This window comes from Enterovibrio paralichthyis, from assembly GCF_019209835.1.
GTDB lineage: Bacteria > Pseudomonadota > Gammaproteobacteria > Enterobacterales > Vibrionaceae > Enterovibrio > Enterovibrio paralichthyis.
On sequence record NZ_JAHUTS010000007.1, the window covers coordinates 229,398 to 244,883 of the forward strand.

At 51.4% G+C, this 15,486-nt stretch carries 14 protein-coding genes; 9 read left to right on the forward strand and 5 right to left on the reverse strand.

Translation table 11 applies throughout. The annotated features are described in order from the left end of the window. Positions 1-43: 43 nt before the first annotated feature. A complete protein-coding gene (locus KU854_RS11200; protein ID WP_218358636.1) occupies positions 44-2,668 on the reverse strand; it encodes a M4 family metallopeptidase in 2,625 nt (874 codons plus the stop codon). 447 nt (positions 2,669-3,115) lie between these two features. Here KU854_RS11200 and KU854_RS11205 point away from each other — a divergent pair, with 447 nt between their 5' ends. The 9 genes from KU854_RS11205 (at position 3,116) to KU854_RS11245 (ending at position 12,984) form a co-directional block, all read left to right on the forward strand. After that, a complete protein-coding gene (locus KU854_RS11205) occupies positions 3,116-4,015 on the forward strand; it encodes a mechanosensitive ion channel family protein (RefSeq protein WP_218358637.1) in 900 nt (299 codons plus the stop codon). Between the two features lie 236 nt (positions 4,016-4,251). After that, positions 4,252-5,568 (forward strand): ABC transporter substrate-binding protein, encoded by a 1,317-nt coding sequence (locus tag KU854_RS11210; RefSeq protein ID WP_218358638.1) that lies wholly within the window; start codon positions 4,252-4,254, stop codon positions 5,566-5,568. A 61-nt stretch (positions 5,569-5,629) separates the two neighbouring features. Further along, positions 5,630-6,490: a carbohydrate ABC transporter permease gene (locus KU854_RS11215; protein ID WP_218358639.1), complete on the forward strand. Its 861-nt coding sequence runs from the start codon at positions 5,630-5,632 to the stop codon at positions 6,488-6,490. A gap of 8 nt (positions 6,491-6,498) precedes the next feature. Beyond that, a complete protein-coding gene (locus KU854_RS11220) occupies positions 6,499-7,332 on the forward strand; it encodes a carbohydrate ABC transporter permease (RefSeq protein WP_218358640.1) in 834 nt (277 codons plus the stop codon). Beyond that, positions 7,329-8,435: an ABC transporter ATP-binding protein gene (locus KU854_RS11225; RefSeq protein WP_218358641.1), complete on the forward strand. Its 1,107-nt coding sequence runs from the start codon at positions 7,329-7,331 to the stop codon at positions 8,433-8,435. The genes KU854_RS11220 and KU854_RS11225 overlap by 4 nt, the downstream gene beginning before the upstream one ends. Next, positions 8,428-9,828 carry a mannitol dehydrogenase family protein gene (locus tag KU854_RS11230; protein WP_218358642.1) on the forward strand — a complete coding sequence of 467 codons (1,401 nt, stop codon included), beginning with the start codon at positions 8,428-8,430 and terminating at the stop codon, positions 9,826-9,828. The genes KU854_RS11225 and KU854_RS11230 overlap by 8 nt, the downstream gene beginning before the upstream one ends. Then, complete coding sequence (locus KU854_RS11235; protein ID WP_218358643.1) at positions 9,825-10,634, forward strand: L-iditol 2-dehydrogenase; 810 nt, start codon at positions 9,825-9,827, stop codon at positions 10,632-10,634. The genes KU854_RS11230 and KU854_RS11235 overlap by 4 nt, the downstream gene beginning before the upstream one ends. A gap of 4 nt (positions 10,635-10,638) precedes the next feature. After that, complete coding sequence (gene xylB, locus KU854_RS11240; protein WP_218358644.1) at positions 10,639-12,099, forward strand: xylulokinase; 1,461 nt, start codon at positions 10,639-10,641, stop codon at positions 12,097-12,099. 15 nt (positions 12,100-12,114) lie between these two features. Next, a complete protein-coding gene (locus KU854_RS11245) occupies positions 12,115-12,984 on the forward strand; it encodes a helix-turn-helix domain-containing protein (RefSeq protein WP_218358645.1) in 870 nt (289 codons plus the stop codon). Positions 12,985-13,043: 59 nt separating this feature from the next. Here KU854_RS11245 and KU854_RS11250 read toward each other — a convergent pair whose 3' ends face one another. From KU854_RS11250 to KU854_RS11265, 4 genes are all read right to left on the reverse strand, one after another. After that, positions 13,044-13,403 carry a hypothetical protein gene (locus KU854_RS11250; protein ID WP_218358646.1) on the reverse strand — a complete coding sequence of 120 codons (360 nt, stop codon included), beginning with the start codon at positions 13,401-13,403 and terminating at the stop codon, positions 13,044-13,046. Positions 13,404-13,630: 227 nt separating this feature from the next. Further along, positions 13,631-14,392, reverse strand: coding sequence for an SDR family oxidoreductase (locus KU854_RS11255; RefSeq protein ID WP_218358647.1), 762 nt, complete (start codon positions 14,390-14,392; stop codon positions 13,631-13,633). Next, positions 14,389-14,871: a cupin domain-containing protein gene (locus KU854_RS11260; RefSeq protein ID WP_218358648.1), complete on the reverse strand. Its 483-nt coding sequence runs from the start codon at positions 14,869-14,871 to the stop codon at positions 14,389-14,391. Before KU854_RS11260 ends, KU854_RS11255 begins: the two co-directional genes overlap by 4 nt. A 119-nt stretch (positions 14,872-14,990) precedes the next feature. Continuing rightward, positions 14,991-15,332, reverse strand: coding sequence for a DUF1428 domain-containing protein (locus KU854_RS11265; protein ID WP_218358649.1), 342 nt, complete (start codon positions 15,330-15,332; stop codon positions 14,991-14,993). Between the last annotated feature and the right edge of the window lie 154 nt (positions 15,333-15,486).

Consider the following 15,486-nt stretch of genomic DNA (forward strand, 5'->3'; position numbering starts at 1 on the left):
CCCTCCAAAATAAAGACCCCGCACAAGCGGGGTCTTTTTTTATCTAAACCGGTTTATACCGCCGATAGCGAATGGCCAGCAAAGCAAATACCGGTATCCAGTAACCCGCCCCACCACCACCACCCGCAGCTGTCGTCGTTGGAGAAGACGATGTTTCCGACAACGAAAGCGTCGCCCCTTCAAACGCCAGGTTGCCATAAATCATCACGTAGTAGGTGCCTGACCCCAGTGACGATAAGGAACAGCTTTCCTGGTTGGAATTAGAGATTGACCGGCAGTCATACAGGGTTGTGGTCGGCGCTGCACCACCCCTCACATATAAATCCGCATCACCCAACCCGCCAGACAGGGATATTGTCACCCCATTGGTCACTGACATGGCTGACGCAGAAAGTGCATTGCTGGCAGACGACAGACTTCCATTGCCTGAAACCGTGAAGGAGTAATATATCGCCTGTCCTTGAAGTCCCTGAATGTCTGAGATGGGAGCCGATGTATCGATAGGATCGGCGCGCTGTTCTGGCGGTAAGTTTTCACTGTCCTGCACCAGGGATAAAGTTACTCCCGAGAAATTCGCATAGCCGTGAAGCATGACATAAAACTCATCGCCCGGTGCTCCGGAAGCAACACAGTATTCATTGTTCCCATAGTAGTAAGGGCGGCAATCATAATCTGATTGGGAAGGTGTGCTGCCCTGATTGAGGTATAAATCCGCATCGCCACTACCACCGGAAATCGCGACCCGCAAATCACTGCCGTCATCCGGAATGACAAACCGATAAAAAAGCGCATCTCCCCGGTTTCCGTAAAGCCCAGAAACACTATCGCCCACATTCAATGGTTGTGGCGGTGTTTCGGTGACTGCCAGCGTGATCGTTGCATTGCTATACGCGGTTTGCCCTGCAACCAGCACATTGTACTCACCACTGCCGGACAAGGTGACATCGCACACCTCCTCATTCGTGGCAGACAGGGATGCACAATCATAGTCAGTGGTGGTTGGCCAGCCATTGTATTTCACATAGAGGTTGGCATTACCAGAGCCACCGGACAGGGTGACTGTAGCACTGTCGGTGTTGGCAGGCAGTGAGAAGTAATAGTAGCTCTCAGAGCCAATCCCACCACTGATGTTGGTTACCGGGACGCCATGTGAAAGTGCCGTTGCATCAAGGCAGGCATAAACGCCAACCTGTTGGAACGCATTGGTCACATCTGTTGTGTTGTAGCCAAGGTCGCTCGCTGCCTGAACCACACCACAGCCGCCCTCATCGAACGTAGAATCTGCCGCCCAATACAATTTATTGGCAAACGCGAATGCCTCGAAAGCCTTGCGAACATCCCAACCGGTGGTGGTTGCCAGCAAATAAAATGCCCGGTTAAAAACACCACTGGAGTAATGCACATCAATGCCGCTGTAGTACTCGCTGGCGTGGTCAATCGAACTGCCGTCATCAGAGGGCGTAATAAAGTACCGGAGCGCACCGTTAGACTTAAAAATATCGGTACCAACTTGCCAGTCAACACTGCCCTTCCAATAGTATTCTGCCGCTTCACCGGCGATATCAGAGAAAGCTTCATTGATCCCGCCCGACATACCGCTGTAGATCAAATCCGAATTCTGGTCAGTAAATCCGTGGCTGACTTCATGGGCGGAGACATTCACATCCACCAGCGGAAAGAATCGGGTGTACCCATCGCCAAAGGTCATGGACGACCCGTTCCAGAACGCATTTTCATAGTTGGAGCTGTAATGTACACGCATCACAAGTTGGAAATTCAGTGGTGCAAACCCTAACCAATCCTGATACATATCGAAGACCAACTGCCCGAAGAAATGAGCATCATTCAACGGTGAGTAGGCACCATTCACCGCTTTGTAGCTGTTGTAGTTCGTGCTGTCACCGCAACTGTAACTGAACGCCGTACTGCCAGACGTACCGTGATTCAGGTCGACGGTTTTGACGTTCGCCGTCTCCATGGTGCAGGTTGTACCGCTTTTGCTGACCTTAAAACCGTTGTAGTCATTGCCAAACTGGTACAAGCCGGTCTTGGTATTTCCCCCAGGGCCTGTACCGGTCGCTTCCACATGGGTCAAACCATCCCACGTCTTAAGAATTTCGCCGCTTTTCGCATCAATAAAGGCGTGGGGGCGTGTTGGTTTTTCGGTGGGTAGGAAGAAACTGACTTTGTAGACGAGACGCGGTTGGTCATTTTCATCGAGCCAGATCAGAAGCTCAGCGGCTTCATTTTCCGGAGCCACAATCTCTGCTGCTGGCGGCTGAAACAGGTGCTGGTTTTTCAGAATCTGTAATGCACGCTGCCCGCTCACCGCCGGTGTGACGCTTTGCATCTCTGAATCGAGCGCAGCGACCATCTTTCCTCGCGCATTAACATGCGCATTATTCACTTTGTCAGAGACTGCCTGCCCCTGCAAAACCCGGGTTCCCAGGTAATACTGCTGGTGTTTAACTTTGACTTTACCATTAGGGAGAACAACGGTTTCGACAGGATAAAAACCGCTGGAAGATGACCCCGACTTAAGGGCAGAAGATGAAACCGCAGATGCGCTCAACATGGCATCCTCAACAGCCACACGTTTCGCTGTCGCCGCAGGGATCAACAGGTTAAAGCAAAGTACTGCCAAAACAGGCGTAAATTGTCGAACCATCACTGCCACTCCGAAAGTCACCTTTAAAACATTTGCCTCATTAATGAGTTAAGCATGGTTGATAGCGGCATTTTGATAAAGAAATCACCGTTAATTTTTAACGCGAACCAGTTTTCAAGGTTTCAGCATTTGACGGTTAGGTGTTTCAAGATAATTCTTTAATAAATACAGATAATTAATTTCTGTGAAGATTCCCCTTCTGAAAAAGCAGGGAGGCGAATGCCGTTATCGAAGACAAAATGTGACAAGAAATCCAGCATATTTCGGTCACCGCTGCAGACGTTAAAATTCAGGAAACAAAATTTCATCAATCGGTAAAAAATCTGTCAGTTTTATCCTTGAATACACGCGGTTTTGTCTTTAGTGTGGCGGGAGAATTATCAACTGGAAGTGACCTTGTTGCTACGCTCAGGGGAACGGATTAGCATTTACGACCAGGATTTAGTTGTGGAACAACTCAACTTACTTATCGATTATTTCAGCGAGCACAAATTCTTACTCACCGTATTGGTGATCGCTGTAGTCTGGACCATCCGAAGGCTGCTGATTAATGTCATCTGGGGAGATACCAACTTCCTGAGTGAAGAACAGCGCAAGTGGATCTCCACCACCAAAAACGGCACCTTCACTTTATTGCTGATCTTGATGTTTATCGTCTGGCGGTCAGAGATCAACGAATTTGCCCTCTCCCTTACCGCGATTGCTGTTGCCGTGGTGGTCGCCTCAAAAGAGATCATCCTCTGTTTTACCGGCTCTATTCAGCGTGCCAGCTCGCGCTCGTTCCAGATTGGGGAGTGGATAGAAGTCGGCGCCCTGTGCGGTGAAGTGATTGAACACAACCTGATGGCAACCAAGATCCAGGAAATCGACCTCCAGGGTGGCACTTACAACTACACCGGCAAGACAGTTACCTTTCCGAACAGCCTGTTTTTCACCACGCCTGTGAAGAACCTGAACTTCATGAAACGTTATGTTTATCATGAGTTTAATATCACGGTAAAAGAGACTGCCAACCTTTACCCCCTGGTGCCGAGTATCCTTGCGCGCATTGATGACCATTGCGAAGATTTCCATGAAGTGGCAACCCGTTACAACCAGGTTATTGAGCGCCATGCTGGTGTCGACCTTCCGGGTGCCGACCCGCACATTTATGTCACCACCACAGAACTTGGCGACCAGCAAGTTCATGTCAGGCTCTTCTGCCCTACCGAGCGTGCTACCGAGCTTGAGCAGTTAGTGCGTGAGGATTTTATGAGCCTCTATTGCGAAAGAATCCTGAAACAACCGCCGGTTTCATTCGCTGAAGACCTACTCACAGACGCCGAAAACAACGCTCTTCACTGTTAACTCCCCGTTCAATTCTATACCGGATGGCTGCCCTAATTATCGGGCAGCCATTTTTGTTTTCCGCCCAAATATTTCAACTTTGTAAAATCAAGAAAGTAAAAAATTTATCATTCCCTCTTCAAAAAAGTACTTTTCTGCATCCAAATTATTCCCACTTGTCTTTTTTTGATCTTCTATTGTTACGAGGATGTTAACCACAATTCGCAGTACATCCCTTAACAGTGAGGAACAATAAAATGCACGCTACAAGGAAAACGATAACTGCTGTCGCTGCACTGTGTGCGGCTTTCTCTGCCTCTGCGCTAGCGGAAACCGAGCTGACTATTGCAACGGTTAACAATGGCCACATGATTGAGATGCAGAAACTTAGTAAAGAATTTGAAAAGGAAAACCCTGACATCAAGCTGAACTGGGTAACACTGGAAGAAGGTGTACTTCGCCAACGTGTCACCACAGATATCGCGACCAAAGGCGGTCAGTTTGACGTAATGACCATCGGTATGTACGAAACACCAATCTGGGGTAAAAAGGGTTGGCTGAACGAAATCGTTACCGATGAAGAGTACGATGCCGATGATCTGCTGCCAGCGATGCGTGCTGGCCTGTCTGTTGATGGCAAACTCTACGCTGTGCCTTTCTACGGTGAAAGTTCCATGGTGATGTACCGCAAAGATCTGGTCGACAAAGCCGGCATGACCATTCCAGACCGCGCTACCTGGGGTCACATTCAGGACGTTGCAGCGGCTATCCACGATCCGGACAACGGCGTTTACGGTATTTGCCTGCGCGGTAAGCCAGGTTGGGGCGACAATGCGGCATTTATCACCACCATGGCAAACTCGTTTGGCGCCCAGTGGTTTGATGAAGACTGGAAACCACAACTGACCTCTCCTCAATGGCAACACGCCGTCAACTTCTATGTGGATTTGCTGAACAACTACGGCCCTCCAGGTTCATCCTCAAACAGTTTCAACGAAATCCTGGCGCTGTTTAACGAAGGCAAATGCGGCATCTGGATTGATGCGACCATTGCAGCTTCTTTCATTTCCGATCCTAAGCAGAGCAAAGTGGCTGACAAAGTTGCCTTCGCACAGGCTCCGGTCGCTGTAACTGACCGCGGTTCAAACTGGCTATGGGCATGGGCACTGGCAGTACCTGCTGGCACCCAGAATGCAGAAGCGGCTGAGAAGTTCGTGAAATGGGCGACTTCGAAGGATTACATCAACCTGGTAGCGAAAGAAAACGGCTGGGCAGCCGTACCAACCGGTACGCGCCAATCGACCTATGCCAACCCGAACTTCCAGGAAGCAGCGGTATTTGCTGAGGCCGAGCTGGCAGCCATCAACTCTGCCGACCCATCCAACAGCACGCAAAATCCAAGCCCATACATCGGCGTTCAGTTCGCAGCCATTCCTGAGTTCCAGGCCATTGGTATTGCAGCCGGTCAACAGTTTACCTCCGCATTGGCAGGCAAAATCTCTGTTGAACAAGCGCTGAAAAATGCGAACAAGTCTGCTGACCGCGAAATGCGTAAAGCGGGTTACTACAAATAAGAGTCGTTATGCCGGGCAGTTCCCTGCCCGGCTTCTTATTCAGCTTTATTGGTAATTTCACATGCAAAAACTGTTACCTAGGCTGTTGGTTGCCCCCTCCTTCATCAGCTTGCTGTTGTGGATGATCGTTCCGCTTTCGATGACGATCTACTTTTCAACCATCAGATATAACTTACTTTATCCGGGGGAGAACGATTTCATCGGCTCGATGAACTTCGAGTTCTTCTATACCGATGAAGCTTTCTGGCCGGCGTTGTTCAATACCCTGACTCTGGTTGGCATGGTATTGGTGGTGACCGTCATTGGCGCGCTGCTCATCGCCGTCGCCCTCGACAAACCTTTTTTTGGCCGCGGTGTCGCACGTGTTCTGCTCATCTCGCCCTTTTTCATCATGCCAACGGTCAATGCGCTGATCTGGAAAAACATGATGATGCACCCGGTTTACGGTGTTCTCGCAGCGCTTTGGGAAAGTGTTGGGCTTGAGCCCATTGACTGGCTGGCGGAATACCCGTTGGGTTCGATCATCGCCATGATCAGTTGGCAGTGGATGCCTTTTGCCCTGCTGATTTTAATCACCTCTCTGCAGTCAATGGATCACGAGCAAAAAGAAGCGGCACTGCTCGATGGCGCCACCGGTTGGCAGGTATTCCGTTACCTGACTCTGCCCCACCTTGCGCGTCCAATCGCTGTGGTCATGATGATTGAAACCATCTTCATGCTTTCTGTTTTCGCAGAAATTTTCGTCACCACAGGCGGTGGCCCTGGCTATGAATCCACCAACCTCGCCTTCCTCATCTTTGCGCAGGCACTGATGCAGTTTGACGTCGGCGTGGCATCTGCCGGTGGTTTGATTGCCGTTATTCTTGCCAACATTGTTGCGTTTTTCTTGATACGCGCCATTGGCAAAAACCTGGTGGCATAGGGGGACTTATGGCTAAAGACGTTTCATTAATCGACCAAACCGGCTGGCTCCGCCCTATCATCTGCTGGGCGATCGCCATCCTGGTGTTTTTTCCCATCCTGATGATGCTGATCACAGCCTTCAAGACCGAACAAGAAGCCATCAGCGTACCGCCGACGTTTTTCTTTGAACCGACGGTAGAAAACTTCGGCATTGTGCAGGAGCGCAGTGACTATATGAAGTTTGCGATTAACTCGGTGATCACCGCGTTTGGCTCCACCATTTTGGCTCTGATCATCGCCATTCCGGCGGCGTATTCCATGGCATTTTTCCCGCAAAAACGCACCAAAGATATGTTGCTATGGATGCTTTCCACCAAGATGCTCCCAGCCGTAGGTGTACTGGTGCCGATTTATATCCTGTGTCAGAAAACTGGGCTTTTGGACACTACACTGGCGCTCACCATCATCTACACGCTGATCAACCTGCCAATCGTGGTCTGGATGCTGTTTTCCTACTTCAAGGACATTCCAAAAGACATCCTTGAAGCGGTGCGGCTGGACGGCGCCGATACCCTCGGTGAAATCCGCTACGTACTGCTACCGCTGTCACTCGGCGGTATCGCTTCTACCGCATTGCTTTCCATTGTGCTGAGCTGGAACGAAGCATTTTGGTCAATCAACCTGACCTCTGCGAACGCAGGAACACTGGCAACCATGATTTCGACCTACTCCAGTCCGGAGGGTCTGTTCTGGGCGAAATTGTCTGCTGCGTCCACGCTGGCCTGTGCGCCTATCGTCATTCTCGGTTGGTTCTGTCAGAAACAACTGGTTCAGGGATTAACCTTCGGGGCTGTAAAATGAGTTACTTACAAGTCAATCACTTATACAAAAAATACGGCGATACGCTGGCATTGAAAGATATCGATTTCGAGATCAAAAAGGGCGAATTCGTGGTCTTCGTCGGGCCATCCGGCTGTGGTAAATCTACCCTGCTTCGTACCATTGCCGGTCTGGAGTCGGCCTCGGACGGCGATATCCAGCTCGACGGCCAGTCCATCATCAACACCCATCCATCGCAGCGCGACGTGGCCATGGTGTTCCAAAGTTATGCGCTTTACCCGCACATGTCGGTGAAAGACAACATGTCGTTCGCGCTGAAACTGGCCAAGCGTCCGCAACAGGAAATTGAAGAGAAAGTGTCCAAAGTGGCTAAGGCACTAAAGCTCGACGCCCTGCTTGACCGCAAACCCAAAGCGCTTTCCGGCGGCCAGCGCCAGCGTGTGGCCATTGGCCGTGCGATTGTCCGAAACCCCAAAGTGTTCCTGTTCGACGAACCGCTTTCCAACCTGGATGCCGCGCTGCGTGTGGAAATGCGCATCGAACTTTCGCGCCTGCATCAGGAGCTGGGTGCGACCATGATTTACGTCACCCACGATCAGATTGAAGCCATGACACTGGCCGACAAAGTGGTGATCATGAGTCAGGGGGAAGTAGCGCAAATCGGTACGCCGCTGGAGCTTTACCACCAGCCTGCTAACCGCTTTGTTGCAACCTTTATCGGCACGCCGAAGATGAACGTTTTGCCAGTCGACAGCGTATCTGCCAGCGACACAACACTGGATGTAAAATTCAACAGCGATGCGTCAATCCGTCTAGATGCTAGCCTGTTCCAGGGCAACGCCGACAACGCCAAAGCCATTGGATTCCGCCCCGAATCCCTCGCTTTCTGCGAACCGGAAGACGGCGATCTGAAAGGAGATGTGGAGGTGATCGAGCAATTGGGTTCAGAAACACTCACCTATGTCCGTACCCTGAGCGGCGAAACAGTGGTGGTGCGTGCAGACCCTAAATTTACACCAACACTGCGCCAGACAATCGGCGTGAAACTGACGCCGGAAAAAGTCTACCTGTTCAACCAGGATGAAAAGTCTCTCAATATTTACGGGGAGGTTAGCCATGTCTGATAACTTGCGTCTGGTACATTTTGGTATTGGCGCTTTCCACCGTGGTCACCAGGCGTATTACCTGAACCTGCTCAACGAGAAGTTGCCCGAGGCAGAACGCTGGTACTACACCGATGTCAATCTGCGTAAAGAAACCCGGGCGATCCCTGAAGCACTTAAAAAACAGAACGGCCACTACCATTTCAAACGCATCGCTCCGGATGGCACGGCGCAGTATATCGCCATCTCCAGCATTGACCGTGTGGAAGATGCCTCTGAAGATGCGTCCATCGTCAGCCGTATCTTCACCGACGATTGCGTGAAAGCCGCGACAATCACGGTCACAGAGGCAGGTTACTACCTGACAGAAAGCGACGATTTGGATACTGCTCATCCGGAGATTGCCCATGATTTGGCGGTGATCAGGCAGGGTTCCGGCCAACCGAAAACCTTGTACGGTTTTCTGGCGCTTGCCCTTCTGGCACGTCAGGCCATGGCAAATGGCGCAATTACCGTTGCCACCTGCGATAACCTGCGTGACAACGGTAAACGGCTGGAAAAAGCCTTCCGCCAGTTTGTTGATGCCGCATCACTGAGTTCGCTGAATACCTGGATGAGTGACAACGTCACTTTTCCATGTTCAATGGTCGACCGCATTACACCAGTGCCACCGGTAAACCTGCCGGAAGAGATCAAACGGGAAGTGGGTGTCGAGGATGCCTGTCCTATCATGGGTGAGGACTTTGAGCAGTGGGTGATCGAAAACAAGCTTGCTGCTGAGTTCCCACCGCTGGATAAAGTCGGAGTGACTTTCACTCACAATGTCCACGCTTTCGAAGAGGCAAAGATCCGCATTCTCAACGGCGGGCATTTCCTGCTTTCCTATGTCGGGGCACTGCGCGGCTATAAAACCTACGATGAAAACATCCGCGACGATGAACTGAACGCGCTCCTGACGGAGTATCACCAAAGAGAGGTGATCCCAACCATTTACGAGCATCCGTTCGATCTGGAACAGTACCGCCAGATCATTGTCTCGCGCTTCAGCAATGCCTATATCGCCGACTCCATTGAACGCATCGCCATGGACAGCATCAGCAAGTTTCCGCAGTTTATCCTGCCTACCGTGCGCTTCAATCTGGAGCGGGGCTATTCACCCAATGCCGCCGTCACCCTGATTTCTCACTGGTACTGCTTTCTGGCTTTGCTTATCGAAGGGCGCTTCAGCTTTAACTACAAAGACCCTTATCTGAATGTTGCCAAAGGGTGGATGGAGAAAAACGATCCAGTCAAAGCCTTTCTGGCAGACCCGGATATCTGGCAAGGACTCAACCAACGCTTCCCACTGTTTGGCGAGCAACTGGAACAACAAATCCAGACCACTCTGGATGCTTATCAGGAGCGTTATCCATGACCATTTCTGTACAGCAAAACGGCGCCCCACTGTTGGAGGGTAAAGTCGCCCTCTTGAGTGGTGCCAATGGGGGTATTGGGCTTGCCGTAGCCTATGCCTATTTAGCGAGCGGCGCCAAATGTGTTATCGCTGATCTGCCTGTTGACCCGTCCGCAGGTGTCGAAGCCTTATTGAAAAAATATGGCGACAATGTTGCTTATGTTCACGGTGACATTACACAGGCAGAGGCGCGCCATCATTTGGTAAACGCGACCCTCGCCCAGTTTGGACAAATCGACGTGCTGTTCAACAACGCTGCGGTATTCGATATGGGGCCGTTACTCGAAGCGTCTGAAGCGCAGTTCGACAAACTTTTCAACGTCAACGTCAAAGGCATGTTCTTTTTGATGCAGGATGTCGCCAACGCCATGGTTAAAGCCGGCAATGGCGGCAAGATAATCAACATGGCATCGCAGGCAGGTCGACGCGGCGAAGCGCTGGTAGCCCACTATTGCGCCACCAAGGCCGCCGTGATCAGCTATACCCAATCTGCAGCACTTGCGCTGGCGGAGCACGGTATCACAGTAAACGGGATCTCACCCGGTGTTGTCGATACCCCGATGTGGGATCATGTCGATGCTCTGTTCGCCAAGTATGAACACCGCCAGCCTGGCGAAAAGAAAAAACTGGTGGGAGAGGAAGTGCCACTCGGCCGCATGGGCGTGCCGACGGACATTGCCGGCACTGCGCTGTTCCTGGCCTCTTCCCTTTCCGATTACATCACCGCCCAGACATACAATGTCGATGGCGGTAACGTGATGAGTTAATGCAATGGCACACTTTATTGGCATTGATGTCGGTACTTCAGCTGTAAAAGTGCTGTTGATGGACGGCGCAGGCGCGGTGCTGGATACCCAATCCGCCTCTTACCCTGTCAGCCAACCCAAACCGCTATGGAGCGAACAGGATCCTGAACTTTGGTGGCAGGGCACCCTTGATGCCGTCCATCAGCTTAAAGCAAGGCAAACAAAGGCTTGGCAGGAAGTGGTCGCTATCGGCCTTTCCGGCCAGATGCACGGTGCAGTATGTCTCGACAGCGAAGACAAGCCTATCCGCCCCGCCATTTTGTGGAACGATGGCAGAGCCTGGCAGGAGTGCGAAACACTGAACCGCGCGGTTCCGAGGCTTGGTCACATCGCCGGGGTACCTGCGATGCCCGGCTTTACCGCGCCCAAACTGATGTGGATGAAAACCCACGAGCCGGATAACTTTCAGCGCATCCAGACCGTGCTGCTGCCCAAAGACTATGTCCGCCTTAAGCTGACCGGAGAGCGCTGCACGGATGTGAGCGATGCAGCTGGAACCCTTTGGCTTAATGAGCAGGAGCGGCAGTGGGAAGAGCAGATTCTGGCGGCAAGCGGGCTGACTTTGCAACAGATGCCAAAGCTGGTCGAAGGGAACGAAATCACCGGAAAACTCACGGCAGACGCGGCCTCGGCACTGGGGCTTTCCCCTTCTGTGGTGGTTTGCGGTGGCGGTGGTGACGCCGCGGTGGGCGGTGTGGGCATTGGCGCGATCAATGAAGGCGACGCCTTTATCTCTATCGGTACTTCCGGGCAGATCTTTGTCGCCAAAGAGCAGTATTCTGCAAACCCTGAAAAATATGTCCATGCCTATGCGCACGCCATTCCCGGACGCTGGTATCAAATGGCCTGTCTGCTGAACGGTGCTAGCCCACTGGCCTGGTTTTCCAAAATTTGTGGCCAGCCTGTCCCTGCCCTGTTGGAGGAAGCGCAAGCCAACCAGCATGACAAAAGCGAAGTACTTTTCCTGCCCTACCTGACCGGTGAAAGAACGCCCCATAACAACCCTTTCGCCACCGGATGTTTTCAGGGCATGACCGCGGCAACAGAGCGGCATCACCTTACGCAGGCTATCCTTGAAGGCATTGCGTTCAGTTTCCGCGATTGCCTGAATGCCCTGTCTGAAGACGGTTTACCCTTCAGCGAAATGGGCGCTATCGGCGGCGGGGCAAAAAGCCGTTACTGGTTGCAAATTCTCGCCGACGTCCTGAATGTGCCAATCCGGCAATACGTAGGTGGAGAAACCGGCCCGGCACTGGGCGCTGCTAGGCTGGCTTATCTGTCTGTCACCGGCGACACACCAAAGACAATTTGTGTCATGCCGGAGATAGCGACAATTCTGACACCCGATACAGCGAAGTACCCGGAGTACAGTGAAAGACACGCCCGGTTTTCTGAACTGTACAAAAACATTGAAAAACCTGAGTAAGTTTTGGGGGTGACAATGTCTGTTTCCAAAGATCCGGTATGGGAGTTTATACAGATCGAGGAGCAATCCATTTTCTATAAAGAACATGGAGTGCCCCACCACAGTATTCACTGGCACGTACATGAGCAGTATGAACTCCACCTGATCGTAAAAACCAACGGTAAAGCCATGATAGGTAACTACCTCGGGCCATTCTCGCCCGGTCAGTTGACCTTGGTTGGCCCCTGGCTTCCCCACAATTGGGAAAGCAACCTGCAACCCGGTGAAACCCACAAATTGCGCGACATGGTGATCCTGTTCAAGCCCGATTTGTTTGATACCGCCGCCAATTCTTTTCCTGAATTGGCACAGTTCGCCAATTTGCTGGAACAGGCCAAAATGGGGATCGAGTTCCTGAATGTGCCGTTCGAGAAAGCGGTTTACCATTTCGAGCAGGTGAAAAACAGCGAAGGGGTGACAAGGCTGATCAACTTTCTGTCGTTCGTCGATTACCTCAACAACACCAGCACCCGTCTGCTCTCCAATATGCCCGCATCTGAAGTGAAGGACGCCGGTACCTTGCAGGCGCGGATCAATGATGTGGTTGACTATGTGATGGAGAACTATCAGCAGCCTATCCGGCTGAAAACCCTGGCAGACAGGCTGGATATGACAGAATCCTATTTCTCGCGATTTTTCCACCAGTCTTCCGGGCACAGGTTTATCGACTTTGTGAACCGGGTTCGGGTGCAGCGCGCATGCGTGTTACTCAGCGATACCAACGACACCATTGCGGATATCAGCCAAATGGTGGGATTTCACAACCTGGCAAATTTCAGCCGTCAGTTCCGCCGGATAAAAGGAATAAGCCCACTCGCCTACCGTAAAAAGTACAGCGCCCAATAGCCTTGCTTACGCAAGGTCAGAATGCCGGTATCGAGTGATTGACTCAAAGAGTCTGATGCTCAGCGCCCTTTCGAAAGTTGCTGGATTTGACCGGTTTTGGGGACGTGGGATTTGTATACCTCAGCCGCTTCCAGAAACTCATCCAGGGCGATGCTGGCTGTGCAGTAGCTCTGGCTTTTGTCATACGCGACTCGGGCGATATCGATACTCTCTTCCGCAACACGACGTTTTTCCATCGTGTTCTGACTATCGCTGAATGCAACCTGTTGGTGCAGCAGCTTGTTGCGAAGATTGATCTTGCAGATGGGCTCGTTGCTATTGATGCGCTGCTTTTCGTGCAGTGCGGCAACATTCTTTACATCGGTATAGGTGTTGTTTTCGCCTGAATGCGCCCACAACGAAAACAAAGTGGCCGCCATTCCTACAACAAGGTGAAAAGCAAAACGCATGGGAGGGTACAGCGCTCTCAATGAGTGTCTTATCAATGGGTTGCATTAAAACATATAACAAACTGATTGTTTAGGGGTTAAGTCATATTTTAAAAGCACCCAATGGAACCGGCAGTTAAACCCGATATTTTGACAACAACACAAATGTTGGCCCGCTTTTCCCAAACAACCTGAAGATTCAGGTCGTTTGGGGAGACCTACACCACGCCACCGGTTGCATCCATAATGCTGCCAGTGATATAGCTCGCTTGTTCTGACAACAGAAAGCAAATTGCCGCTGCCACTTCTTCAGGCGTTCCGCCTCGTTGTAGCGGGATCCGTGGCGACAATCTAGAAATCCTGTCCGGCTCACCACCGTCCGCATGTATTTCAGTGTGTATAAACCCCGGCCGCACACCATTAACGCGGATCCCCTCGCTAGCAACTTCTTTGGCAAGTCCTATGGTTAAGGTATCCATCGCGCCTTTGCTTGCTGCGTAGTCGATATATTCATTCGGTGACCCGCTCCTTGAAGCGCCAGATGACACATTTACTATCGCGCCGCCTTTTCCACCCTGGCTCAACGACATCCGCTTAACCGCTTCCCGGGCGCAGAGAAAACTGCCAGTAACATTAACGGCCAATACCCGGTTGATCCGCTCAGCGCTCATTTCCACCAGTTTGGATTGGGTAAACAGAATGCCCGCATTGTTGACCAGACAGGTCAGAGGAAGCCCCTGCTTATCAATGACGTCAAACATGGCCAACACCTCGGATTCATTCGAGATATCTGCCTGTACACAAAACGTCTGACCGCCCGCTGCGTTGATTTCTTCCACCAGACGCTCCGCGGTTTCCTGCCGCTGAAAATAATTAATGCAAACCCGGTAACCTTGAGCCGCCAATTGCCTTGCTGTCGCAGCGCCAATACCGCGGCCTGCCCCCGTGATAAGGGCGATTTCATCTCTCACTGCTGTCATGACTTTTTCCCTGCGGTTGGAAAGGCAATATCAGCGATATCCACCAGTTGCCAAGGGCGTCCTTGATTGCGGTAAATACGTTTATTCAGCCTCGGATAATCCGCTTCGTCGTGCGCCAAACGCTGACCGACAACAATACACCGCAGTGTTTCCTCGCCGGTATTGGTCATTACATGAGGCAAGCCACCTGCCGGATAGCCGATAAAATCCCCTTCACCGACAGCCGTCGTTTCGTCACCAATCACGACCTCCCCACTACCGGAAAGCACGTAGACGCACTCATCTTCGAAATAGTGAACATGGTATTCAGTAGAATCGTGACCGGGTGCGATCTCGATAATGTGAAAGCCAATCCCTGTCAGCCCAACCTTGTCGCCCAGTGACTTATTGGTTCGCACAGCGTTAGGGTTCAGAAAATGGGTTTTATTGAGCCCTTCCATCTCCTCAATATCTTTCTTTTTGATGACGTAATCGGCCATAGGTATTCCCTTTCTTCTACGCGCATGAATTCAATACCATGCCATTGCAAGCCGTTAAAGAACAGCGCGCAGACGAAAGAAGGCAGAAAGGAAAGACTGCTAGTGGAAAAAGGATAAGGTCAGTGAAAACGTGGCAGCAAGGAAGCATCCAACTCCAGCCGCTCGCCTTCAAGAGAGGCGGGGTTCATTACATCGTCGATACGTGGGTCTGCCAGCATACGCTCCATCCCCCGATCACGGACTTCACGAGACGGCCAGATTATCCAGGAAAACACCACGACTGCGTCGTCAATGTGCCGTTCAAATGCAGCCAGTTGATCCGCGCTTTCTTCCTCGTTGCATGGCACGACACTTATGGCACCGTAAGCACGGATTAAAGGAATTGCTTCATCAAGGAGCCGATAGTAGGCATCAATGTTAAAGGCTGGAAGTACTGTGACTAAGCCATCTACGTATAGCATGATCTACATCCTCCAGCGGAACAATGCGCTAGGGGCTGTTGACCTTTGGTGGTTAAATTTTGTTCTAGCCATAAGCGTTTTAGGCGCGGCGAGGTGTGTGCCGCCTAGTTATTCTAAGCAAATACACCTCAACAAAGCATAAAACGCTTAGGGC

Excerpts from the sequence above, each read along its gene's own strand:
- KU854_RS11200 (WP_218358636.1), bottom strand. The coding sequence starts at position 2,668 with ATGGTTCGACAATTTACGCCTGTTTTGGCAGTACTTTGCTTTAACCTG.
- KU854_RS11210 (WP_218358638.1), top strand. The coding sequence starts at position 4,252 with ATGCACGCTACAAGGAAAACGATAACTGCTGTCGCTGCACTGTGTGCG.
- KU854_RS11215 (WP_218358639.1), top strand. The coding sequence starts at position 5,630 with ATGCAAAAACTGTTACCTAGGCTGTTGGTTGCCCCCTCCTTCATCAGC.
- KU854_RS11220 (WP_218358640.1), top strand. The coding sequence starts at position 6,499 with ATGGCTAAAGACGTTTCATTAATCGACCAAACCGGCTGGCTCCGCCCT.
- KU854_RS11225 (WP_218358641.1), top strand. The coding sequence starts at position 7,329 with ATGAGTTACTTACAAGTCAATCACTTATACAAAAAATACGGCGATACG.
- KU854_RS11230 (WP_218358642.1), top strand. The coding sequence starts at position 8,428 with ATGTCTGATAACTTGCGTCTGGTACATTTTGGTATTGGCGCTTTCCAC.
- KU854_RS11235 (WP_218358643.1), top strand. The coding sequence starts at position 9,825 with ATGACCATTTCTGTACAGCAAAACGGCGCCCCACTGTTGGAGGGTAAA.
- xylB (WP_218358644.1), top strand. The coding sequence starts at position 10,639 with ATGGCACACTTTATTGGCATTGATGTCGGTACTTCAGCTGTAAAAGTG.
- KU854_RS11245 (WP_218358645.1), top strand. The coding sequence starts at position 12,115 with ATGTCTGTTTCCAAAGATCCGGTATGGGAGTTTATACAGATCGAGGAG.
- KU854_RS11250 (WP_218358646.1), bottom strand. The coding sequence starts at position 13,403 with ATGGCGGCCACTTTGTTTTCGTTGTGGGCGCATTCAGGCGAAAACAAC.
- KU854_RS11255 (WP_218358647.1), bottom strand. The coding sequence starts at position 14,392 with ATGACAGCAGTGAGAGATGAAATCGCCCTTATCACGGGGGCAGGCCGC.
- KU854_RS11260 (WP_218358648.1), bottom strand. The coding sequence starts at position 14,871 with ATGGCCGATTACGTCATCAAAAAGAAAGATATTGAGGAGATGGAAGGG.
- KU854_RS11265 (WP_218358649.1), bottom strand. The coding sequence starts at position 15,332 with ATGCTATACGTAGATGGCTTAGTCACAGTACTTCCAGCCTTTAACATT.